This is a genomic window from Microvirga sp. P5_D2, assembly GCF_054049475.1.
The window spans coordinates 1-21672 of record NZ_JBFUMH010000089.1 but is presented as its reverse complement, the minus strand read 5'-3'; the positions used below and the strand labels follow the sequence as shown (position 1 = coordinate 21672).

Below are 21672 nucleotides of genomic sequence, written 5' to 3'. Positions count from 1 at the left end.
AGCCAGATCACCGCGCTCGATGGCATCCACGACCTCATAGGCTTCCTCGAGGGTGTACGGCGCAATCGACGCGAAATCCTGCTCCAGATCCCACGGGCAACCCGTCGTGGGCGTCCGTAGTGCCGCCATGATCTCGATGAGTCGCGCGATATCAGAGGAAGGCTTCATTTGCGGCATTTCGTTGTTTTCAATGGCGCTTCTTAGCTCAATTTAGGTAGGAATCAGAGCAAAAGATGCTCAAAAGACATCAGGGATTTGGAGGCTGAAAAGAATGAAAGCGCGGGTCAAACTGGTGGACGGGATGATGTTCGTGGGCGAATCCGGCAGCGGGCATGCCGTTGTCATGGACGGCGCTCCTGAATATGGCGGCCGCAATCTCGGCATCCGACCCATGGAAATGCTTCTACTTGGCTTAGGCGGCTGCACGGCCTTCGACGTGGTTCAGATCCTCCGGAAAGGCCGTGAGCAGGTTTTGGACTGCGAGGTCGAGGTGACGGCGGAGCGCGCCGAGACGGACCCGAAGGTCTTCACGGCCATCCATGTCGATTATCGGGTCACAGGCCACAAGTTGGCACCGGCCAAGGTCGAGCGCGCCATCGAGCTCTCGAAGGAAAAGTATTGCTCGGCCTCAATCATGCTCGGAGCCGTCGCGAAGATCACCCATAGTTGGACCGCCGTCGAAGCATCGGAGGTCTTGGCGGATTGATCCACGAACCATTCGGGAAGGGCGCGATCATAAGGGGAGACGGTATTATGAGCCGTCGTTCTCCTCTATATCAAATTCGCATAAGATATATTATGGAACTAAACTTTATGGGTAGGACTACCTGCTTCCGAGCTTTGCGTCGATTCCACCTTTGGATCATCGGCTTTTGACACGCCGAAGAGTTTATCCCGACCTGTCTAGGCTATGCGACTGAATTGAACTCTACGGTATTCTGGCATGATTTAGTCGCCCTCACGTCCACGCCAGCATTCGAACTTACGACCCAGCGAGCATGATCGTCACCATTCTTGAAGCCGCCCGCTCCTCGACGCCCAAGGGTTCGCGGTACACCCGGGTTATCCTTCTGACCCTTGCGGCTCTTCTACTCGCCAAAATCGTCTGGTTCACCGGTTCGACCCAAGGCGATGGCGCACGCCCCTTAGTTGATTTCGACATGTTCCATCTCGTGGGCCAGATGATCTGGCGTGGCGAGCTTCACTTGGCTTATCGCTTCGAGACCCTCGTTAATGCTCAACGGACGGTGACCGGCAGCGATTCCGTCATGCCCTGGACCTATCCGCCGCAATTCAACCTGCTCATCGCCCCGCTGGCCCTGATGCCGCGTTGGCTGGCCTATGGCCTGTTCACGGCCGCGACGCTGATCGGCTATCTGGCCGTCCTCAAGCGGCTTGCCGGCGAGTATTTGCCCCTGGTGCTTTTCACAACCTTTCCCGCGTTAACCATAACGATTGCGTGCGGTCAGAACGGTTTCCTGACCGGAATGCTGATCGGATTGGCCAGCTTGGGGCTAAAACGGCATAGTTCCCTCGCAGGCATTCCTCTTGGCTTGATGATCATCATGCCTCATCTGGCGGCGGCTTGCGCAATCTACACGATTGTCTCTAGGCGTTGGGCGACCGTCGGTGTTGCGGCGGCGACCATCATCATCACGTCCGCGATAGCCACTTGGATCTTCGGGCCTAAGCCGGCTTAATCCTAAACTTCGATCTGGAGACCGTCGAAGGCCGGCTCGATATGCGGAGGCAGCTCGCGTTTCAGCTTCTCGTAGTCGAGATCCGTATGCAGGTTCGTCAGGATAGCGCGCCTCGGCTTCACCTGCTCAATGAAGGCAAGGGCTTCGGATAAGGAAAAATGCGTCGGATGCGGCGTATAGCGCAAGGCATCGAGAATGAGGACTTCGAGATCCTCGAAATGGCGCAGGCTTTCCGCCGGTACGGTGCTGACATCGGGCGCATAGGCGACATTGCCGAAGCGGAAGCCCAGGGCGTCGATATCCCCATGAACCATGCGGAGCGGCACGGCATCGACGGACCCGCCAGGACCCGAGATCACGGTCGGCGCGCCGATTTCGAGGTGATGCATGGTCAGGATAGGTGGATAGCTGCTTCCGGCAGGCGTCTGGAAGCAGTAGCCGAACCGCATCTGCAGCAGCTCGCTCGTCACGCRATCCGCGTAAACCGGGATGCGGTGATGCATGACGAGTGCGAGCGGGCGAAGATCGTCGATGCCGTGGATGTGATCCGCGTGCTCATGGGTAAAGAGAACCGCGTCGAGGCGTTTCACGTTCGCGCCGAGCAACTGGTCCCGCAAGTCCGGCGTGGTATCGACCAGCACACTTGTGGTTTTGCTCTCGGAGGTTCTCTCCACGAGAATGGAGCAGCGCCTGCGCCTGTTCTTCGGGTTCAGCGGATCGCATGCGCCCCACCCTACCCCAACGCGCGGAACGCCCGCGGAGGACCCGCATCCGAGGATCGTGAAACGAAGGCTCATGAAGCAATCGCCTTCGCCTGTACGGCATCGGCCGAAGCCGCTTTCGAAAAAAGGCGATAGAAGTTGGCGGTCGTGATTTCAGCGATTTCCGCGTTGCTTACCCCAATGACTTCGGCAAGCACATGGGCAGTATGTGCCACATAAGCCGGTTCATTGGTCTTTCCACGGTGCGGCATGGGCGCGAGATAAGGCGCGTCCGTCTCCACGAGCAGACGGTCATGCGGCACATCGGCGGCGATCTTACGGATCTCTTCTGAGTTCTTGAAAGTCAGGATGCCCGAGAACGACACATAGAGGCCGAGTTCGATACCAACCCTCGCCAGCTCCGCGCCGGATGAGAAGCAATGCAGAACGGCACTGAACCGCCCTTTGCTCATTTCCTCCGAGAGGATCGAGATCATGTCCTCATCGGCGTTGCGGGCGTGGATTACCAACGGCAATCCGGTCTCGCGTGCTGCGGTGATATGGGTGCGGAAAACCCGCTCCTGAATGTCCCGGGGGCTCTTGTCGTAATGGTAGTCAAGGCCGGCCTCGCCGATGGCGATGCAGCGCGGGTGCTGCGACAGCTCGATCAATTGCCGGGCGGGCACATCCGGCTCAATGGCGGCGTTATGCGGATGGGTGCCGACCGTGAAGAAAACCGCCTCGTTGGCCTCGGCCAGGGCCCGGTACACATCATAGCGCGCCACATGGGTCGAGATCGTCACCATGCGGCCGACATCGGCGCGCGCAGCGGAGGCGAGAACCTCCAGGAGACGGCTCTGGAAATCGGGAAAGTCCAGGTGGCAGTGGCTATCGACCAGCATCGGTGAAAGCGCCCTCCTCTGCGGCGGCTGTTGCTCCTGATGCTTAATTCGGATCTCGCCTTTCGTCTACCGACGCACGCCTTGCGCGGTGGGTACGGGCTCCTTATCCTCTTTCGCTTCCTGATGACGCATCTTGCGTAGCTTCTCCTGGCTGCGGACCACATGCGCCTCACTCGATTCATGCGGCCGAACCACCGGAACCGACAGGCAGACGCTCTGCGCTGGAAGAACGTGGCACCAATCCTTGATAAGCGTCCTGTAGCAGCGTCCAACCGGGCGGATATTGCGGTCGAGGTCATAGAGACCGACGGGTGTGACCCGATTGTTTTCCTCCCGAAGGGCCGTATCCCAATCCATCTGGTCGGTCAGCGAGTACCAGGTGAAGCCCACGATCGGCACCCCGTTATTGCGGACTCGAAGAACATTCGCCCATTGCTTCCAGATCCAGTTCACAGCCTCGTCGCCGTTCGGACCTTCCATCAGGTTTGTCTCGGTATGCATGACCGGAAGCTTGTAGCGGTCATAGTACTGCCGGGTGATCTCGTCGTAGCCGAACACATCGCCCGCTGCCGTCGTGAGGCCATCAGCACGCACACGGTGCTCATTGGTCACATAGTAGTCGTTTCCCATGATGCAGTGGTGCCTAAGCGAGGATCGGCTTAGGAAGAAATGGTATTCGTCCCTCGTCATCCCGCTATCCATGAGGAACTCGTACATTTCCGAGTCGACCCGGCGCCCGTAATTCAGGTCCAGGGACAGGAAACGCCTGGCATTCATGATCTCGGCCGGCTTGATGGCAGCCGGGTTCTCCGCGTGGAAATATTCCGACGACTCACTTTGGATGAACAGAGCATCCGGTCGGACCTTGAGAATGCGCTCCATGGCCAGGACATTGGCTTTTACAATGTGCTTGAGTGCCGTGACGAAGGCTTGGTCGCTGCTCAGTTGCTCATTCCACCAGCCGTAGCCGGCCGAAAACTGGGCGCAGATAAACATCTCGTTGATGGGAGTATAAAGCTGAACCCAAGGAAAGCGTTGCGCGAAGGCTTCGGCATAAGTCGCGAAAAGATCAGGGAAATCCGGATTTTGGAAATTGCCGAGCCAATCCGGAACGCCGAAATGGCACAGATCCACGATGGGAATGATATTGCGCCGCTCGATCTCGCCGAAGGTCATGTCGGCGAAGGACCAATCGTAGCGCTCGGGGCCGAGGAAGGCGGTATGAAGCGGCGGGCCGTATCTGAGAACCTGGATATCGAGATCATCCAGAAGGTCGAAATCCAGCTTCCAGTGCTTGTAGTGGCCGCACTTCTCCATCTGGTCGATGCGCGTGCGGCCATTGTTGATGGTCGGGATGCTGTTCTCGATCCCGGTCGCAAACATGAAACTCGTGAACATATCCCGCTTCCGCCGTGGCCCCTGCTGGACCGATCAAAGCGGAAGCGTCAGACAGCCTCCGCCTCGATATAACGCGGGAAAATCGGCGCAGGTTGCGGAAGGGCCGTGCCGGGCACGAGGCGCTTCTCCGGGCCGACCGCGGCAAGAACACGATCTTCGGGAGCAACGGCCAGAAGATCGAGAAGCTTGGCGGCAGCCGTGGGCACGAAAGGCTGAGCCAGGATACCCACGGAACGGAGAACCTCGGCCGTCACATAAAGCACGGTGTTCATGCGGGCAGGATCGCTCTTGCGCAGCACCCAGGGCTCCTGCGAGGCGAAATAGCGGTTCGCCTCGGCCACGACAGCCCAGATCTCGGCCAGTGTGGTGTGCACGGCGAAATCCTTCATGGCCGCTCTCGTCTTCCCGGGCAGCCCATCGGCCAGCCAGAGCATATCCTGATCGGCCTGCGTGAACTCGGCGGGCTGCGGGACCGCCCCGTCGCAGTTCTTGCCGATCATCGACAGGGAGCGCTGCGCGAGGTTGCCGAGATCGTTCGCCARATCCGCATTGATGCGGTTGACGATGGCCTCGTGCGAGTAGTTTCCGTCCTGCCCGAAAGGCACTTCACGCATGAAGAAATAGCGGATCTGATCAACGCCGTAGATGTCCGCGAGGTCGAAGGGATCGACCACGTTGCCGACCGACTTCGACATCTTCTCACCCTTGTTAAGAAGGAAGCCGTGGCCGAACACCCGCTTAGGCAGCGGCAGTTCCGCCGACATGAGGAAGGCTGGCCAGTAGACCGTGTGAAAGCGCACGATGTCCTTGCCGATGATGTGAACGTCGGCGGGCCAGTAATGCCAGCGCGGGTCATTGTCATTCGGAAAACCGCAACCCGTCAGGTAGTTGTTGAGCGCGTCGATCCACACATACATGACGTGCTTCGGATCGCCCGGCACCGGCAGGCCCCAGTTGAAGGTGGTGCGGCTGATCGAGAGATCCTGCAGGCCCGAGCGTACGAAGCTCGTGATCTCGTTGCGCCGGGTTTCCGGGCTGATGAAATCCGGGTTCGCCGCATAATGCGCGAGCAGGCGGTCCTGATAGGCCGAGAGACGGAAGAAGTAGCTTTCCTCCTCGATCCATTCGACGGGCGTACCGGTGGGCGCGCGCCAGGAGCCATCTGGCTGCTTGGTCAATTCGCTCTCGTCGTAATAGGCCTCGTCCCGCACCGAGTACCAGCCGGAATACTTGGAGAGGTAGATGTCGCCCTTCTCCTGCATCCGCCGCCAGAGGTCCTGAGTCGAGGGCAGATGGTCCGCATCCGTCGTGCGGATGAACCGGTCGTAGGAGCAATCCAGGCGGTCGGCCATGGCGCGGAACTTGGTCGCCATCTCGTCCACGAAGGCCTTGGGCGTCGTGCTGTTCTTGTCCGCCGTCTGCTGGATCTTGAGGCCGTGCTCGTCCGTGCCCGTCATGAAGAACACGTCGTAGCCGTCGATGCGCTTGAAGCGCGCAATCGCGTCCGACGCGACGACCTCGTAGGCATGGCCGATATGGGGAGCCCCGTTCGGATACGAGATAGCCGTGGTGATATAGAATTTCTGCTTGTCGGCCATGTCGAATCCCTAACCGCTTGAATTCTCGGAACGCTTCATCCGGCTCATTCGTGCCGTGAGGTCAGGCCGTCCGCCGAACCGCGTCGGCCAGATCGTCGAACAGCGTGAGGATGAAGGGCCGGCGGTCGAGGTTGAACACGTCGATCTCGCGCGCCGAACGGCTGATCTTCTCACATACCTCCACCAAAGGCGCAAGGCGTGCCGGCCCCAGGCTCGCCCGCTCGTGCAGACGACTGGAAACCCAGCGCTCGACGGTCTCCAGCGCAAGGTCGTAGCTGTCGTCCGCATCGCGCTTGGCAAGGGCTTCGGCCAAGGCATAGATCTGCTTCGTGTCCGCTCTGGGGAGACCGTCCAGAAGCTTCGTCACCTGGCCGATGAAGGAAACTTTGTCCTCATCCAGAAGCTCCAGCGTCCGCCGGACTGAGCCTTCGCCATAAGCGAGCGCCTGATCGAGCAGATGCTCGGGCATATCCGCCCAGGGCTCGCCAAGCGAACTGATGCTCGCCTTGATCTCGGAACCGGTCAGGGGGCGCAGCAGCAGCCGACGGCACCGGGAGCGGATCGTCGGCAGCACCCGCTGCGGAGCGTGACTGACGATCAGGAACAAGGAGCGCGGCGGCGGCTCCTCGATCACCTTGAGCAGCGCGTTGGCGCTGGAGATCGTCAGATCCTCGGCACTATCCACGATACAGACGCGGTAGCCGCCATCGGCCGCCGTCGAGCCAAACATGTTGAGCGCCTTGCGAACGGCTTCGACAGGAATGGTCGTCGTAGCGGCCTTTTTGTCTGTGGCCGGCGCACGCCGGAGAATCGCGAAGTTGGGATGGGAAAGCGCCGAGAGTTGACGCGCTGAGGGTGCATCCGGTGGGACATCCAGGCTTGCAAGCGAGAGATCGTTCGCCCGCCGAGGGTCAAGCACCGCGCGGGCTACCCGGTAGGCAAGCGTCGCCTTGCCGATCCCCTGGGGACCGCCTATCAGCCAGGCGTGATGAAGTCGGCCCGAGCGCAGGCCTTCCAGAAAAGCCGCCTCGCCTTCCTGATGGCCGAAGAAGGCAAACTGATCCCGAGGATGCGGGGCGCCCTCGAGCTGATCCGGCTCGATGGCCTCATCGTCACGCGACATCGAGAGGCCTTTCCTCATTCCGGGTCAGTTCCGGCAGCCGCTCGCGCAGCGTCGCCCAGATGGCGGCCTCGACCTCGTCCGCCGATTGGTCGGCATTGATGACCGCGCAGCGCTGCGGATGCGCGCGGGCAATGGCGAGGAACGCCTGACGCAGGTTCTGATGGAACGAGAGGGCCTCGTCCTCGAACCGATCCGCCCCCTCGCCTTTCTGCGCGGCTCGTTTGCTCGCGCGGGCAAGGCCGGTCTCGGCGGGAAGATCGAGGATGAAGGTGAGGTCGGGCTTAGTGCCCGCCAGGGTCACGCGCTCCAGCCGGTCGATCAGGGCCGGATCGATATTCCCGGCTGAGCCCTGATAGGCGCGCGTGGAATCGGCGAACCGATCGCACAGCACATGGGTGCCCGCTTTGAGGGCCGGAACGATGGTCTTATCCAGGTGGTCGATGCGGGCTGCGGCGAACAGCAGGGCTTCCGCGAACGTGCCGAGGCTCTTGGCATGCCCGCCGAGAATGAAGGCGCGGATCTCCTCCGCATAGGGCGAGCCGCCGGGCTCACGTGTGACCAGAACGCGCTGCGAGAGCTGCTCCAACCGACCTTTAAGCCTGCCGATCTGGGTAGACTTGCCCGCGCCCTCCCCGCCTTCGAACGTAATGAACCGTCCCGCCATCAAATTCCTTCGATGACGCTCGTAAAGGCGCGACGCACCCAGCCCGTGCTGAATTCCAGCAGGCCATCGAGGGCACGCTGGCTCAGCGTGCCTTCCTGGATGTCCTCATTGGCATAGAGCGGCATTTCGAGCGCCTGCATATCACCACGGTTGACCTGAAGCCGCGCTACCTCGGCCCCTTTTTGGATCGGGGCCTTCAACGGGCCGGTGTAGATGATGCGAGCAGTCACCCTCTCGCCATCCCCACGAGGCACCAGTACACGAATAGGCTTCTTGGAGACAAGCGGCAGAGAGCGCTTGCTGCCGCCGAAGACCTGGGCTTCACCAACTACCTGGCCTTCCGCGAAGAGCTGCTGCGACTCGAACGCCCGGAAACCCCAATCCAGAAGCTTGCGGGCCTCGTTCGCCCGATCCCTGGCGGTCTTCATGCCGTTGACCACCACGATCAGGCGCTGGCCGTTCTGCACGGCTGAACCGATCAGGCCATAACCGGCCTCGTCAATATTGCCGGTCTTGAGGCCGTCCGCGCCGATATCCATGGCCAGTAAGGGATTGCGGTTCTGCTGGCGAATCTTGTTCCAGGTGAACTCCCGCTCGCCGAACATCTTGTAGAGGTCCGGATAGGTCTCGATGATGTAGAGGGCGAGCTTCGCGAGATCGCGAACCGTCGCCTTCTGCTCAGGATGGCCATAGCCGGTCGCGTTGCGGAAGGTGGACTTGGTCATCCCGATCTGCCGGGCCCGCTCGTTCATGAGCTTGGAAAAATTCTCTTCCGTCCCCGCAACGCCCTCGGCAATCGCAATCGCCGCATCGTTGCCGGACTGGACGATTAGCCCTCTCAGGAGGTCTTCCAGGCGGATGGACGTGTTGACTTGGGCAAACATGGACGATCCGCCCGAGCCCCCGCCACCTTTGCGCCAGGCGTTCTCGGAGATGTTGAACATGCTGTCCATGTTCAGCCGGCCGTTCTTCATCTCGTTGAAGATGACTTCCGCCGTCATGGTTTTCGCCATGCTGGCCGGCGCAGTCAGCTCATCGGCATTCTTTTCGAAAAGGATGGCGTGACTGTCCGCATCCATGAGCACCGCCGTCGGGGCGGATGTCTGGAAGCTCTGGGCCGATGCCCTCTTCGAAAGGACTGGGAGTAACGCGAGAATTCCGCAGAAAAGCAGGGCTGCGGTGAAAGGTCGGGTCGGCATTATGTGACGCATCGTAAGGTATCCAGGATCTTCCCTTAGGAGAGCCTGAATCTGTAGCGCGTCAATAACAATTCAACGTGACGTTACGACAAGCTGTGCGCGAGATCACAGGAGGTCAGTCGTCCTCCGCCGTTCAGCGGATGAACTTGGATTGATCCATGGGCTTGAAGGCGCTGGTCTTCTGGAAACCGCCCTGCCCGTTTTCCGGCRATGCATAGTACAAGCCGGCCATGACCGGACGTGCCGGCGGCGTCATGCCGGGCGATGCGGAGCTGACCTTGAACGCAGGCGGGATCGCGCCAGGAATGGTTCCGAGATCGAACGGGCGCTCGGGCGGCAGCGGCACATAGCTGCTGGTAGGGATCATTGCAGGCCCACCATTCGACGCCATGCGCTGAGGAGCGACGGGAGCCGTCTCGACCTCATCGTCAGGCTCGAAGGCGTTGATGCCGATGGCCTGACGCGGCGCGGCGGGGCGCGGCGTCGCCTGGGCGATCATGGTCGGAGCCCCGCCATTCGTCAGGCTGGCGGGCTGGCCGTCCGTGCGCAGGCTGGCCAGAAGAATCCGGTCGTCGCTGCCATTGGTCGAGGCGCGACCGACATATTCTACGCGAACGCGGGCAGTGCCCTGGCGATGGAAGCCGAGCGCGGCGGCCGCCTTCTCGGACACGTCGATAACGCGGTTGCCATGGAAGGGGCCGCGGTCATTCACGCGGACGATCATAGAGTGACCGTTCTGCATATTGGTGACGCGCGCATAGCTCGGAAGCGGCATCGTCGTGTGCGCAGCCGCAATCGAATCGCGATCGAAAATCTCGCCGTTGGCCGTCATGCGGCCGTGGAAGTTCGAGCCGTACCAGGATGCCAGGCCTTCAGCCGGACGTGACGACTCGGAGGGGACATAAGTGCGGCCGGCGACTGTGTAAGGCTTGCCGACCATGTCGCGGCCGCCGCCCTTGGGAACAGGCTGTCCTTCAGCGACAACGCGCGGGCTGGCCTTGACGCCATACTTCGGATCGACGCCACCCCGGACATTCGAGGAGCAATTCGCGACGGTCAGGGCGATAACCGTAACACCTGCAATGCGGACGAAGGCACCCTGATCGAAAGATGCGATCTTTCCCATCAGGCCCTTTACCGCTTCAGCGCGATTCCCGTGCATATTGTTACGCATCCCCTTTTTGAGCACTTAAGGCGTGGCGGCTCAAAACTGCCCTAGATAGCCAGCCAAGGTGCTTTTATCGCCTTAAAGGAAAGTTAAACGGCCCCGCTTGTCAATGATAAAGGGGCGTTTTTATTAACATTGTTTCAAATGTGTGGATTATGGGTTTAATGTCAAACGTTTAGCTGGGCTTGCTAAATGCCGCTTCCGCGTCCGAGCGATGCCGCAAACGCTGACATAGGAAAATGAACCGCAGCTATCTGATCTGCGCATTCGGCGCATAATCTATAATGTCCCTTTTTCGTCAACGACTTGGCAAATTTTGGCACTCACCACTCAAGATTCGACCAAAATACGGGCCTTAATAGCTCAGAAGACTGAGGCTTGGTTAATGGCAGGTGCATCCGGCCATGAGCAACGGTTCTCGTTGCGCAGAGTGATGGGTATAAGTTGACGGGAGCGACCCTACGGCCTTAGAGAACCGTAAGCCATCGGCACGTTTGGGCGATCTTTGGAGAGGTGGCCGAGTGGTTTAAGGCAGCGGTCTTGAAAACCGCCGTGGGTGCAAGCCCACCGTGGGTTCGAATCCCACCCTCTCCGCCATTGCTATCGGCTATTGTATTGATGGAATTAGGTTATTTCAGAGATCTGTAGAGCTGGCCCCAACAAAGGCCCTAACAGAGGTGCATGGCTACAGTCCACCAATCAGCGCAGTTTCGGATCGAATCGTCCAGACACTCACGCCTTACCAGTGACTAAGGTTGACGTTCGTTGGTCGAGATTCCTTCGGCCGGTCGCACCAGTATGCCATGACAGCCAACACTCAGCCGACCGACCGCCATTTCCCAACAACATTCATTGTTATGACTGGATATGGATTGTTTGACCCTGGATGGTAATCGAGTGAGATGAATGCGTCTGTGATGAGGGAGCACGGAAAGGTCATGCCTTCCAGATAAGCCCCGATCATCTCCTGGGTCAGGTGCATTTCGCCCGTCCAGATCACAAGGCAATACCGTTCATAGGGCCCGTCTTTCAGATCTGTAGGACTATCCTTCTCCGCAATCCTTTCCCTGAGTCCCGTGAGAAACTCCTTACGGGTCCATTCGTGATAGCGGACAAACCCTTCCTTAGCTTTGACGGCCTTTATCGAAGCCCGCAATGCCGGCTCGTGGGCTAGCTCCGTGACCTCGATTCCGCAGCGAACTCCTTCAATCATGGCTTCGCAGTCGGGAGGGTCCTCATCACCTCGGTGCCTCAGGCCCGTGAACCGGATCCCGGCAGCCATCAGTGTTCGCTCTGCGTCATCCAATTCGTCACGGTCCCGATAGAGTCTCTTCGTTGATCGGGTTCCCTGGAAGAGACGAGGCTGGTCAACGTAGGCGCGAAGCTCCTTGGATACCTCGTCCTCATCTTCCATAGTTAGTTCCTCAAGGCTGGTCCCAGCTGCCATACTCACCGTCGATCTTACACAGCAACGGCGAAGTGGTAGCGCCTCTTGTGCTTCACCGCCACGCCTGATCAGCGGCCGTTCTCACGATCAAGGTTCAATATGTGAGTAATGCTCGATCTGGATCAAACCAGGAAGTCGAGCAGACTCAATGAAGGTCCGCCTCGTGCCAGGAGCTGACCTTAGCGCGATAGAAGCTAAAGCAGTCGATGCAGCTCCGAGGAAGGCAGGAGCGAATGCTTGCAGCCGCGCAGCAGCATGGGCGTAGTCGCATGTTCCAGTTCATCGCGACGGAAGGGCTTGGCCAATCGCGGGCTGCCAAGCCCGGTCAACTCCAGCAACTCTGCCTAACTGCTGGCCAGCAGGATCAGCATCATAGGCCACTCCGCCCGGATCCGTTCCTCCAACTCCAACCCTGTCATGCCTGACGTTGCATAGTCTGTCGCGGGCAGATCTATGGGGATGTCGTGTCGCAGAACGCTCAGGGACGCCTCGGCCGAAGAGGCCTCCACCGTGTGGCTTGGATCTTCCAGCAAGGCAACGGTCCCGATCACCACCAGCGGATCATCCTCGACAAGGAGCACTCACGGACGCACACCCATGAAATCCAGGCTGAGGCAACACCGTTGGACTCTGGTAAAAATTCTAGACGCCTCGGACGGCCTCGCCCCATCACAGGTAGGGAGGGGTGCAGGCGCTCACCACGATGCAATCACTGGTCCCAGGATTGCGGAACCGATGTGGAATTCGGCTATCGAAGAGGTAGGCGTCGCCCGAGCGGAGGACCTGAACTTGGTCGCCCACTGTGACCTCGAGTTCCCCCTCGATGACGATGCCGCCTTCGCGCGAGTTATGCTCGAGCATGGTCGTGCCAGTATCAGCCCCAGGTTCATAGCGCTCATGGAGGATCTGCAGGTCGTGGGCCTGCGCATTGCCCACTTGGCGGAAGCTCAGCCGGCTGTGGTCCTGTCCCGTGTGGCTGGAGAGGCGAGATGTCAGGTCGACCAGCTCATTGGCGCCAAAAAAAACCTTGTGGCATGATCTCGTCTCCTCGTGGAAGAACCCTGCCATCGTCATGGAGACCCCACCCAGGATCTTGCGCAGAGAGGCGATGGACGGGCTGCTCTTGTTCTGCTCGATCATGGAAATGAGGCCATGCGTCACTCCGGAACGCTCGGCTAGTTCCCTCTGAGAGAGCCCAGCTCCCAGTCGGATCTCCTTCAGTCTTGCGCCAACGTCAAAGTCCATCGTCTCACCCGGGTCTCCGACGGGTCCCTCTTGCCCTGCTCAATATTTTGAGCAAGGGTGGTAGCATAGGTGCCCCGCCAGCGCATGAATAATCGGAGATTCGCGATGAGCGCAACAATGGCTCTTGCCGACCGTCACAAGGCCGCCGTTCCCAGAGGCATTGCGACCAAGACGCTTTATGCCGCCCGCGCGCAGAACGCGGAGCTGTGGGATGTCGACGGCAAGCGTTACATCGATTTCGCGGCCGGCATCGCGGTGCTCAACACCGGCCACCGCCACCCGGCCGTCATGGCGGCGGTGGCCCAGCAGACGGAAGCGTTCACCCATACGTGCTTCAACGTAGCGCCCTATGAAACCTACATTCGCTTGGCCGAACGCCTGAACGCGGCCACTCCGGGCGACTTCGCCAAGAAGACGATGTTTGTCACCACAGGTGCCGAGGCGGTGGAGAACGCCGTGAAGGTTGCGCGCCGGTTCACCGGCCGCTCCGCCGTCATCGCATTCGGCGGCGGCTTCCACGGCCGCACCATGATGACCATGGCCCTCACCGGCAAGGTCTCGCCCTACAAGAAGGGCTTCGGCCCCTTGCCGGCCGAAGTTTTTCATGCGCCGTTCCCGAAGAAGTCCTCGGGCATCGACACGGCCGCGGCCCTGGAGGGCCTGCGCCAGATCTTCCTGAATGACGTGGAGCCTTCGCGCGTCGCCGCCATCATCGTCGAGCCGGTGCAGGGCGAAGGCGGCTTCAACATCGCGCCGTTCGATTTCCTCCAGGAACTCCGCGCCATCTGCAACGAGCATGGCATCCTTCTGATCGCCGACGAGATCCAGACCGGCATCGCCCGCACGGGCCGGATGTTCGCCATCCAACATGCCGACGTGGTGCCCGACCTGATCACGATGGCGAAGGGCCTCGGCGGCGGCTTCCCGCTCTCGGCCGTCACCGGACGCGCGGAGATCATGGATGCGGCCGATCCCGGCGGCCTCGGCGGCACCTATGCCGGCAGCCCGATCGGCCTCGCGGCCGCCCATGCGGTGCTCGACGTGATCGAAAGCGAGGATCTTTGCGCCCGCGCCAGCGAGATCGGCACGCGCATGCGCAACCGCTTCGACGAGCTGGCGCGCCGCAACTCGTTCTCGTGCATCAGCGATGTTCGCAATCTCGGGGCCATGGTGGCGGTCGAATTCGTGAAGGATCGCGACAGCCGGCAGCCCGACGCCCAGATCGTCTCCGCGCTCATCGCCGATGCGCAGGAACGGGGGCTCATCCTTCTGTCCTGCGGCGTCGATGCGAATATCGTACGTATCCTCGCCCCACTCACAATCCCCATGGAGCAGGTGGACGAGGGCCTCGACATCTTCGAGGCGGCCCTCACCGAAGTGGCCGGCAAGCGTCAGTAACGCGATGCATCAGCCGCGCCCGCCCCACCCGGCAGGCGCGGTTTCTTTTTGGACCGCCATCTCAAGCCGCTATTGCGGCTGCGGTCTTGCGGCCCTGCCGCCAGCGCAGCAGCGCGCCAAGTCCCCCTAAGCAAAGCGTGCCGACGATCAGGAGAAGCGCGGCCGCGGCAACCGTCGGGCTGATATTCTCGCGAATGCTCGAGAACATCTGCCGCGCCAGCGTTCTCTGGTTCGGGCCCGCGACGAACAGGGTCAGCACCACCTCGTCGAGGGAGGTTGCGAAGGCGAAGATCGCGCCGGACACCACACCCGGAATGGCCAGTGGCAGGGTCACGCGCCGGAACACCGTGACGGGCGAAGCTCCCAGGCTGCTCGCCGCGCGTTCGATGGATGGGTCGATTCCCTGCAAGGCTGCCGAGACACTGACGATCACGAAGGGAATGCATAAAACCGAATGTGCGATGATGACCCCGAGATAGGTGCTCGCAAGCCCGAGCCGGACGAGAAAGATCTGCATTCCGACGCCGAGGACGACAGCGGGCACGACCATCGGGAGCAGGAACACGGTGCGCAGCAGGCCCGCCATCGGCAGCCTCCCCCTGCGCATCCCGAGGGAGGCTAGCGTGCCGAGCACGGTCGCAAGCAGCGTCGCGCCGCTGCCGATGATGAGGCTGTTGAGGATCGACGTTCGCCACACCTCGGCCGTGGTGAGCTCGTTGATCCAGCGCATGGAGTAGGCCGGGATGGGGTAGTTGAGAAACACGCTCGACGTGAACGCCAGCGGCAGGATGGCGAAGATCGGCATCAGGAGGAAAATGACGATAGAAACCCCGAAGATGATCTGAAGCGCTCGAAACATGGCCTCAAGCTCCTGGCACTTGCGGGGACGTCKAGAAGCGTCCGTAGATGGTGTAGAGCACGGTGGTGACCGCCAGCAGGATCAGGCCGAGAGCGCCGGCCAGCCCCCAGTTGGCGGTGCCGGTCGCGTAGAACGCGATGACGGAACTGATCATCTGATCGTTCGCTCCGCCGAGCAGCGCCGGCGTGATGTAGTAGCCGATGGCCACCATGAAGACGAGGAGCGAGCCCGAGAGAAGACCCGGCAGGCTCAAGGGCAGCAGCACACGCCAGAACGCCCGAAGCGGCCCCGCCCCCATCGATTGCGCAGCCGGCATGAGGTTGCGCGGGACACCCAGGATCACGCTGTAGATCGGCAGCACCATGAAGGGCAAGAGCACGTGGGTCATAGCGATCACCACGCCGAGCCGATTGAAGATCAACGGCAGCGGTGAATCGATGAGCCCGACGGCCTGCAGCGCGCGGTTGATGAGGCCCTCGTTCTGCAGAAGGATGAACCAGGCGGCCGTGCGCACGAGCAGCGATGTCCAGAGCGGCAGGACCACCGCGAGCAGGAGAACCGACCGCTTCCACCCGGTCAGTGAAGCCGCAAGCATCGCGTAGGGAAGGCCGATCGCCGCGCAGGCGACTGTCACCATGGCTGCGACCAGCAAGGTGCGGAGCATGATGAGGCGGTGCGCAGAGGCATCCGCAGCCTCGACCACGATGCTGCCCGATCCATCGCGCTTCATGTCGACCGCCGCTAGGATATTGCGATCGGTATAGGGCGGCATCGCCTCCTTGAGCGCCACCCAGAAACGCGTGTCCTTCCAGCGCGGATCCACAGCGAGAAGGTCTACCTGCGCGGGATCGGGCGCGTCTTTGATCGTGGTGATCGTTCGCCCGAGAAGAGTGCGGAAGCCTGAGGCAGCGCTGTTGAGCCGTCGCACGGCCTCGCCCAACGCCTGCTCGTCCGTGGCGGCCTTGAGATCCTGCACGAGGGCGCTGCGGGACGCTTCCGAAGGAATGCCCTGCCCGTCCCAGGAAACGATGCTGGTTGCTGTTCGCGGCAGGATCTTGCTGACGGCGTCGTCGACGAAGGCGGCGGTGATCATAGACCAGAGAGGCCACAGAAAGAAAACGGCCAGAAAGACAAGGACCGGCGCAACCAGCAGCAACGCGCCGAAGCGCTCGCGAAGAGGGAGCGCTTTCATTGGGCGAGCACCGTGCAGTCGCTGGGATCGAAGGAAGCGACGGTAGGGGTGCCGACGGTCCAGTTGCCCGCCAGCCGCTCGCACCGCGCCACTAGGCTGAAACCGTCCCGCGTGAGTTGAACCCGCATGTGATCGCCGTGGTAGATGCAATCGACGATGGTCATCTCGAGCGCGTTGCTCCCTTCAGGCGCGTTCCCGAGACGGATCCGTTCGGGACGGAGGGAGAAGGAAGCCGCCTGCCCGGCGGAAACGCCATTGGCCGCATGCGCGCGCACGCTGAGTCCGTCGCCGAGGGAGAGGCGGGCGAGATGGTTTTCGACACTCGCGACCTTGGCCTCGATCAGGTTCGTCTCGCCGATGAACTCCGCTACGAAGCGCGTGCGCGGCGTGTCGTAGATCACGTGGGGTCTGTCGATCTGCTCGACACGCCCGGCGTTGAACACCGCGATGCGGTCGGACATCGTGAGCGCCTCGGACTGATCGTGGGTCACGAAGACGATGGTGAGACCCAAACGCTTGTGCAGCTCGCGGATCTCGAGCTGCATGTGCTCGCGCAGCTGCTTGTCGAGCGCCCCGAGCGGCTCGTCCATGAGGATCACGCTCGGCTCGAACACGAGCGCACGCGTCAGGGCGATGCGCTGCTGCTGGCCGCCTGAGAGCTGCGAGGGCCTCCGGTCCTTTAGGTGCCTGAGCTGCACCATGTCGAGCGCGCGCTCGACCCGCTGGGTGATTTCGGCACGCGGCACCCGTTGCATCTCGAGCGGGAAGGCAACGTTCTCCGCTACACTCATGTGCGGAAACAGGGCGTAGTTCTGGAACACGACGCCCATCTGCCGGCGATAGGGCGGAAGGTGATCGATGCGCTTGCCGTCGAGATAGATTGCACCCTTCGTCGGCCGCTCGAATCCCGCCAGCATCATCAGAATCGTCGTCTTGCCGGAACCGGATGGGCCCAGAAGGCTGACGAACTCGCCCTTCTCGATGGCGAGATCGAGCGCATTCACGACAGTGAGACTGCCGAAGGCTTTTGAGACGGACTCGAACTGAATGAAAGGTCGCATTTCCTGTGCCCTGGATCGCTTTGTCGTGGCCGCGGACGGAGTCGCGGCAGGTGCTGCATCCCATGAGCCTAAGCTTGGTCACGAAGACGGCAGCCGTATTCTCAAAAAAGAGGCGCGGGCTTTCGTCCGCGCCTCGATTTAAAGGCGAACCGCCCGCGTCAGGAACAGAGCGCTCCATCGAGGTTCTGAAACCTGCATCTCGCTGCTCCTGCCTGCGCGGATGATCTCACCGTTACTTCGYGAGCCACGCGTTGAAGCGCTTGTTGAGTTCCTCGATGTTGTCGATCCAGAACTCGGCATCGAGGGGCGCTGCACCGGCCAGGTTTTCGGGCGCAGTGGGCAGGTCCTTCTGCAGGTTCGCCGGAACAGCAGCGGCTGCCGCTTTGTTCGGAAGTCCGTAGGCGATGTACTCCGGCAGCTTCACCTGATTCTCGGGCACGTTGGCGAAGGCAATGAAGTCCATGGCGGCATCCTTGTTCGGGCTGCCCTTCATGATCACCCAGCTGTCGATGGCGTAGAGGCTGCCCGGCCAGACGACCTTGAAGTTCTTGCCTTCGGTCTTGTTGATGCCCGAGATGCGACCGTTATAGGCCGTGGTCATGACGACCTCTCCAGAGGCTAGGAGCTGCAGCGGTTGAGCGCCCGATTCCCACCACACGATGTTGGGCTTCAGCTCGTCAAGTTTCTTGAAAGCGCGATCGATGCCCTCCGGCTTGCGCAGTACCTCATACACATCTGCGGGAGGCACGCCGTCCGCCATCAGGGCGAACTCGAGCGCGTATTTCGGCCCGCGGCGAAAGCCGCGCTTGCCGGGGAATTTCTTGGTGTCCCAGAAATCGGCCCAGGATTGCGGGGCTTCCTTCAGGCGGTTCGCGTCGTAGCTGAGGGCGGTCGACCATACGATGGCGCCCACGCCGCAATCGTTGACGGCAGCCGGGAGGTAGGCTTCCTTGCCACCGATCTTGCTCCAATCGAGCTTCTCGTAATAGCCGTCCGCGCAGCCAAGCGCGAGTTCCTCGGCCTCGACCTGCACCACGTCCCAGTTCGGCACGCCGGCCTTGATCTTGGCGGCGATCACGCCGATGCCGCCGTCCCAGCTCTCGTCGAGCACCGGCTTGCCGATCTTTTTGGAGAAGGGTTCGAAATAGATCTTCTTCTGCGCGTCCTGGTAGTTGCCGCCCCAGGATACGACGGTGAGGTCGCGGGCCTGAGCCGCAGTGACGGCAGCACCGGCGGCGAGAGCCGTGAGGCAACCGATGAGTGTCAGCTTCTTACCGAGTGTCATGTTTGGATCCCTCTCTGTTATTGGTTCCTCCGGCAGGCAAGCACATCCCCGGGCGAAGGTGGAAGCAGCCTGGCGCCGTAGCGGTGAAAATACTAAACACTCATCCGGCTGACCTCCGTCAGCTTTAAGTTCAATAGGTTGGCGGCGTAACGGCGCTGAGAATCGCGCTCGGCTCGTTCGCCACATTGCGGAATCGATGGGGCACACGGCTATCGAAATAATAGCCGTCCCCCGCATTGAGCACGCGGCACTCGTCGCCCACCGTGACCTCGACGGCACCGCGCAGCACTGTTCCAGCTTCTTGCGCCGAATGGGAGAATGGCTCGCCCGTATCGGCTCCGACCGCATAGGTCTCGTGCAGCATCAGGATCTGCCGGTTGGGATGGTTCATGCCCAGCATGCGGTAGGAGATCGTCTGCGCCTTGCCGATCTCGACCCATTCATCAGCCTCGTAGAATGGCGAGTGACGCACGGCGGAGTTCAGGTCCGAGAAGAAGCCTGTCAGGGTGGTGCCAAGAGCATCCAGAATGGCGCTGAGCGTGTCGACGGACGGGCTCATGCGGTCCCGCTCGATAAGCGAGATCGACGAATGTGAGATGCCGGATCTCAATGCCACCTCACGGACTCCGAGGTTCCGCCGGCGGCGAAGCTCTCTGAGCCGGGTCCCGATCTTCGGCATACCTACCTCGTCCCAATTTGAGGGCCTCGCCCCCGTCCAAACTCGATGAGAGTTCGGCGTGGTCACAAGCTGCTCATAATTTTCATCATCTTAGGCATGGTTAGAATACTGAACAAGAGGGTCGGGGCTAATTGAGAAGCTCCACGACATCATCGAGAGTTGAGCCCGACCAAGAGGACCAAACAATGTTACGATCGATGTCGCCACTGACCGAGAAGATCACACATCTCAAAGCCCCGAAGCGCGACGCCGACACGGACAATCGCGAGATCGAAGCCACCGTTCGTGACATCATTGGCGCCGTGCGGACGCGCGGGGACGCGGCTGTGCGGGAATACGGCAACGCGTTCGACAAGGTGGATGTGGCCGCCTTCGAAGTCACCGACGAGGAGCGCGCCGAGGCCGTGCGCAACCTCGATCCGCAGACCCGGCAGGACACGGAGTTCGCCATCGAGCGCGTCCGCGCCTTCGCACAGGCTCAGCTCGGCACCATCTTGCCCCTCGAGATCGAAGCCCTGCCCGGCCTCAACTTGGGGCACCGCGTAATTCCGATCAAAACCGTCGGCGCCTACGTGCCTGGCGGGCGTTATCCCCTCCTGTCCGCTCCGATCATGACGATCGTGCCCGCGAAGGTTGCTGGCTGCGAGGAAGTCATCGCCTGCCTTCCACCAACAGCCCATCCGGCTATGATCGCCGRCTGCCATCTCTCTGGCGCCGACTGGATCTTCCGCATCGGCGGTGCGCAGGCGATTGCCGCGATGGCCTATGGCACGGAGACGGTGCCGGCCGTTGACAAGATCGTCGGCCCCGGCAACGCCTTTGTAAACGAGGCGAAGCGCCAGGTGTTCGGCCCAGTTGGCATCGACCAGCTCGCCGGCCCAAGCGAAATCTTCGTGGTGGCCGACGAAACAGGCGATCCGGAAATGATCGCAGTGGACCTTCTGGCGCAAGCCGAGCACGACATCCGCACCCGCGTGGGCCTCATCACCACGAGCCGGGAACTGGCCGAGGCCACTCTCGCGGAAGTCGAGCGCCAGCTTCAGAACCTTTCCACCGCGAATGTTGCCGGCCCCGCCTGGCGCGACTATGGCGAGATCGCCGTCTGCGCAGACGAGGAGGCGATGATCGCCTATTCGGACTTTATCGCAGCCGAGCACCTGCAGGTGCACACGCGCGATCCGCATGTGACTGCCAAAAAACTACGCAACTACGGCTCGCTGTTCATCGGGCCGCTCTCCAGTGTGGTTTATTCGGACAAATGCTGCGGCACCAATCACACGCTGCCGACCATGGGCGCCGGCCGCTACACAGGCGGCCTCTGGGTCGGCTCCTACGTGAAGGTTTGCACCCACCAATGGCTGGACGAGCGCGGCGTCGCGGCCGTTGCACCGCCTGCCTGCCGCCAGAGCGAGAGCGAAGGCCTCGAAGGGCATCGCCGCGCGGCCGCGTTCCGCCTGAGCCGTGAGCAGCTCCTGAAGAATGGACCGGTCTAACCTCACAACAGGCGGACACTAAACAATCAGTGACCGGCGGCAGCGCCGGTCACTGATTGTTTATCTGGCGACTAAACCCGGGTGCCAATGCCAGCTAGTGTTTCCTCCATGGCGGCGAGGAAGTGGTCGGCGTTCGCCTTTGAGAAGACCAGCGGCGGGCGGATCTTCAGGCCATTCGCTGCACGTCCTGTCGCGCTGATGAGCACCCGCCGCTCGCGCAGGCCGTTCACCAAGGCCGCCGTCTCCTGCGGGGCAGGTTCTTTTGTGGCACGGTCCCGCACCAACTCCACGCCGACGAACAATCCGGCCCCGCGCACATCGCCGATGATCGGGTAGCGGTTCGCCAAGTCCTGCAGGCCCTGCCGGAGATAGGTGCCCACACTGCGGGCATTCTCCACCAATCCCTCCTGTTCGATAACCTCCAGCACGGCGATGCCGACGGCCGAGGAGACGGGGTTGCCGCCGAAGGTGTTGAAATAGCGCACGCGCTTCCCGAACTCGGCGAGAACCTCAGGTTTCGCCACCATGGCGGCTACGGGATGACCGTTGCCCATGGGCTT

Annotated in this window: 22 protein-coding genes and 1 tRNA gene; 5 read left to right on the top strand and 18 right to left on the bottom strand. The window is 61.3% G+C overall.

Going from position 1 to position 21672, the window contains the following annotated elements; all coding sequences use genetic code 11:
• Nucleotides 1-168: MazG nucleotide pyrophosphohydrolase domain-containing protein (locus ACXJKO_RS19780; RefSeq protein ID WP_457092794.1), on the bottom strand; the 168-nt coding region annotated here is incomplete at its 3' end.
• A gap of 103 nt (nucleotides 169-271) precedes the next feature.
• Between ACXJKO_RS19780 and ACXJKO_RS19775 the strand changes: the two genes are divergently transcribed.
• A complete protein-coding gene (locus ACXJKO_RS19775; protein ID WP_457092793.1) occupies nucleotides 272-706 on the top strand; it encodes an OsmC family protein in 435 nt (144 codons plus the stop codon).
• A gap of 292 nt (nucleotides 707-998) precedes the next feature.
• Nucleotides 999-1700: a glycosyltransferase family 87 protein gene (locus ACXJKO_RS19770; protein ID WP_457092792.1), complete on the top strand. Its 702-nt coding sequence runs from the start codon at nucleotides 999-1001 to the stop codon at nucleotides 1698-1700.
• 2 nt (nucleotides 1701-1702) lie between these two features.
• Here the strand turns inward: ACXJKO_RS19770 and ACXJKO_RS19765 are convergent, their stop codons facing one another.
• From ACXJKO_RS19765 to ACXJKO_RS19730, 8 genes are all read right to left on the bottom strand, one after another.
• Nucleotides 1703-2497, bottom strand: a complete 795-nt coding sequence (locus ACXJKO_RS19765; protein WP_457092791.1) for an MBL fold metallo-hydrolase — start codon at nucleotides 2495-2497, stop codon at nucleotides 1703-1705.
• Entirely contained in the window at nucleotides 2494-3303 is an 810-nt protein-coding gene (locus tag ACXJKO_RS19760; RefSeq protein ID WP_457092790.1) for a TatD family hydrolase, read from the bottom strand. Before ACXJKO_RS19760 ends, ACXJKO_RS19765 begins: the two co-directional genes overlap by 4 nt.
• Nucleotides 3304-3369: 66 nt before the next feature.
• Entirely contained in the window at nucleotides 3370-4701 is a 1332-nt protein-coding gene (locus ACXJKO_RS19755) for a family 1 glycosylhydrolase (RefSeq protein WP_457092789.1), read from the bottom strand.
• 47 nt (nucleotides 4702-4748) lie between these two features.
• Entirely contained in the window at nucleotides 4749-6299 is a 1551-nt protein-coding gene (gene metG / locus ACXJKO_RS19750; protein ID WP_457092788.1) for a methionine--tRNA ligase, read from the bottom strand.
• A gap of 61 nt (nucleotides 6300-6360) precedes the next feature.
• On the bottom strand, nucleotides 6361-7422 hold the full coding sequence (locus ACXJKO_RS19745; RefSeq protein ID WP_457092787.1) for a DNA polymerase III subunit delta': 1062 nt from the start codon (nucleotides 7420-7422) through the stop codon (nucleotides 6361-6363).
• Nucleotides 7412-8086, bottom strand: coding sequence for a dTMP kinase (gene tmk, locus ACXJKO_RS19740; RefSeq protein ID WP_457092786.1), 675 nt, complete (start codon nucleotides 8084-8086; stop codon nucleotides 7412-7414). The genes ACXJKO_RS19745 and tmk overlap by 11 nt, the downstream gene beginning before the upstream one ends.
• Nucleotides 8086-9297, bottom strand: a complete 1212-nt coding sequence (locus tag ACXJKO_RS19735; RefSeq protein WP_457092785.1) for a D-alanyl-D-alanine carboxypeptidase family protein — start codon at nucleotides 9295-9297, stop codon at nucleotides 8086-8088. The genes tmk and ACXJKO_RS19735 overlap by 1 nt, the downstream gene beginning before the upstream one ends.
• A gap of 121 nt (nucleotides 9298-9418) precedes the next feature.
• A complete protein-coding gene (locus ACXJKO_RS19730; RefSeq protein WP_457092784.1) occupies nucleotides 9419-10447 on the bottom strand; it encodes a septal ring lytic transglycosylase RlpA family protein in 1029 nt (342 codons plus the stop codon).
• 513 nt (nucleotides 10448-10960) lie between these two features.
• Between ACXJKO_RS19730 and ACXJKO_RS19725 the strand changes: the two genes are divergently transcribed.
• A tRNA-Ser gene (locus ACXJKO_RS19725) sits at nucleotides 10961-11050 on the top strand.
• A gap of 220 nt (nucleotides 11051-11270) precedes the next feature.
• On the opposite strand, the gene ACXJKO_RS19720 is transcribed toward ACXJKO_RS19725, so the two are convergent.
• The 3 genes from ACXJKO_RS19720 to ACXJKO_RS19710 form a co-directional block, all read right to left on the bottom strand.
• On the bottom strand, nucleotides 11271-11867 hold the full coding sequence (locus ACXJKO_RS19720) for a hypothetical protein (RefSeq protein ID WP_457092783.1): 597 nt from the start codon (nucleotides 11865-11867) through the stop codon (nucleotides 11271-11273).
• Between the two features lie 377 nt (nucleotides 11868-12244).
• Nucleotides 12245-12481, bottom strand: a complete 237-nt coding sequence (locus tag ACXJKO_RS19715; RefSeq protein ID WP_457092782.1) for a hypothetical protein — start codon at nucleotides 12479-12481, stop codon at nucleotides 12245-12247.
• A gap of 88 nt (nucleotides 12482-12569) precedes the next feature.
• Nucleotides 12570-13145, bottom strand: coding sequence for a cupin domain-containing protein (locus ACXJKO_RS19710; RefSeq protein WP_457092781.1), 576 nt, complete (start codon nucleotides 13143-13145; stop codon nucleotides 12570-12572).
• A gap of 105 nt (nucleotides 13146-13250) precedes the next feature.
• On the opposite strand from ACXJKO_RS19710, the gene gabT reads away from it, so the two are divergent.
• Complete coding sequence (gabT, locus tag ACXJKO_RS19705) at nucleotides 13251-14543, top strand: 4-aminobutyrate--2-oxoglutarate transaminase (RefSeq protein ID WP_457092780.1); 1293 nt, start codon at nucleotides 13251-13253, stop codon at nucleotides 14541-14543.
• A gap of 61 nt (nucleotides 14544-14604) precedes the next feature.
• On the opposite strand, the gene ACXJKO_RS19700 is transcribed toward gabT, so the two are convergent.
• From ACXJKO_RS19700 to ACXJKO_RS19680, 5 genes are all read right to left on the bottom strand, one after another.
• On the bottom strand, nucleotides 14605-15402 hold the full coding sequence (locus ACXJKO_RS19700) for an ABC transporter permease (RefSeq protein WP_457092779.1): 798 nt from the start codon (nucleotides 15400-15402) through the stop codon (nucleotides 14605-14607).
• Nucleotides 15403-15406: 4 nt separating this feature from the next.
• Complete coding sequence (locus ACXJKO_RS19695) at nucleotides 15407-16594, bottom strand: ABC transporter permease (protein ID WP_457092778.1); 1188 nt, start codon at nucleotides 16592-16594, stop codon at nucleotides 15407-15409.
• Nucleotides 16591-17655: an ABC transporter ATP-binding protein gene (locus ACXJKO_RS19690; protein ID WP_457092777.1), complete on the bottom strand. Its 1065-nt coding sequence runs from the start codon at nucleotides 17653-17655 to the stop codon at nucleotides 16591-16593. Before ACXJKO_RS19690 ends, ACXJKO_RS19695 begins: the two co-directional genes overlap by 4 nt.
• Nucleotides 17656-17887: 232 nt before the next feature.
• The gene (locus ACXJKO_RS19685) at nucleotides 17888-18940 is read right to left on the bottom strand and encodes an ABC transporter substrate-binding protein (protein WP_457092776.1); all 1053 of its coding nucleotides are present in this window, start codon (nucleotides 18938-18940) and stop codon (nucleotides 17888-17890) included.
• Between the two features lie 130 nt (nucleotides 18941-19070).
• Entirely contained in the window at nucleotides 19071-19619 is a 549-nt protein-coding gene (locus ACXJKO_RS19680; RefSeq protein ID WP_457092775.1) for a cupin domain-containing protein, read from the bottom strand.
• 197 nt (nucleotides 19620-19816) lie between these two features.
• Between ACXJKO_RS19680 and hisD the strand changes: the two genes are divergently transcribed.
• Nucleotides 19817-21112, top strand: a complete 1296-nt coding sequence (hisD, locus tag ACXJKO_RS19675; protein WP_457092774.1) for a histidinol dehydrogenase — start codon at nucleotides 19817-19819, stop codon at nucleotides 21110-21112.
• 71 nt (nucleotides 21113-21183) lie between these two features.
• On the opposite strand, the gene ACXJKO_RS19670 is transcribed toward hisD, so the two are convergent.
• Nucleotides 21184-21672, bottom strand: a 489-nt coding sequence (locus ACXJKO_RS19670; protein ID WP_457092773.1) for an aminotransferase class III-fold pyridoxal phosphate-dependent enzyme, incomplete at its 5' end; no start/stop codon positions are given.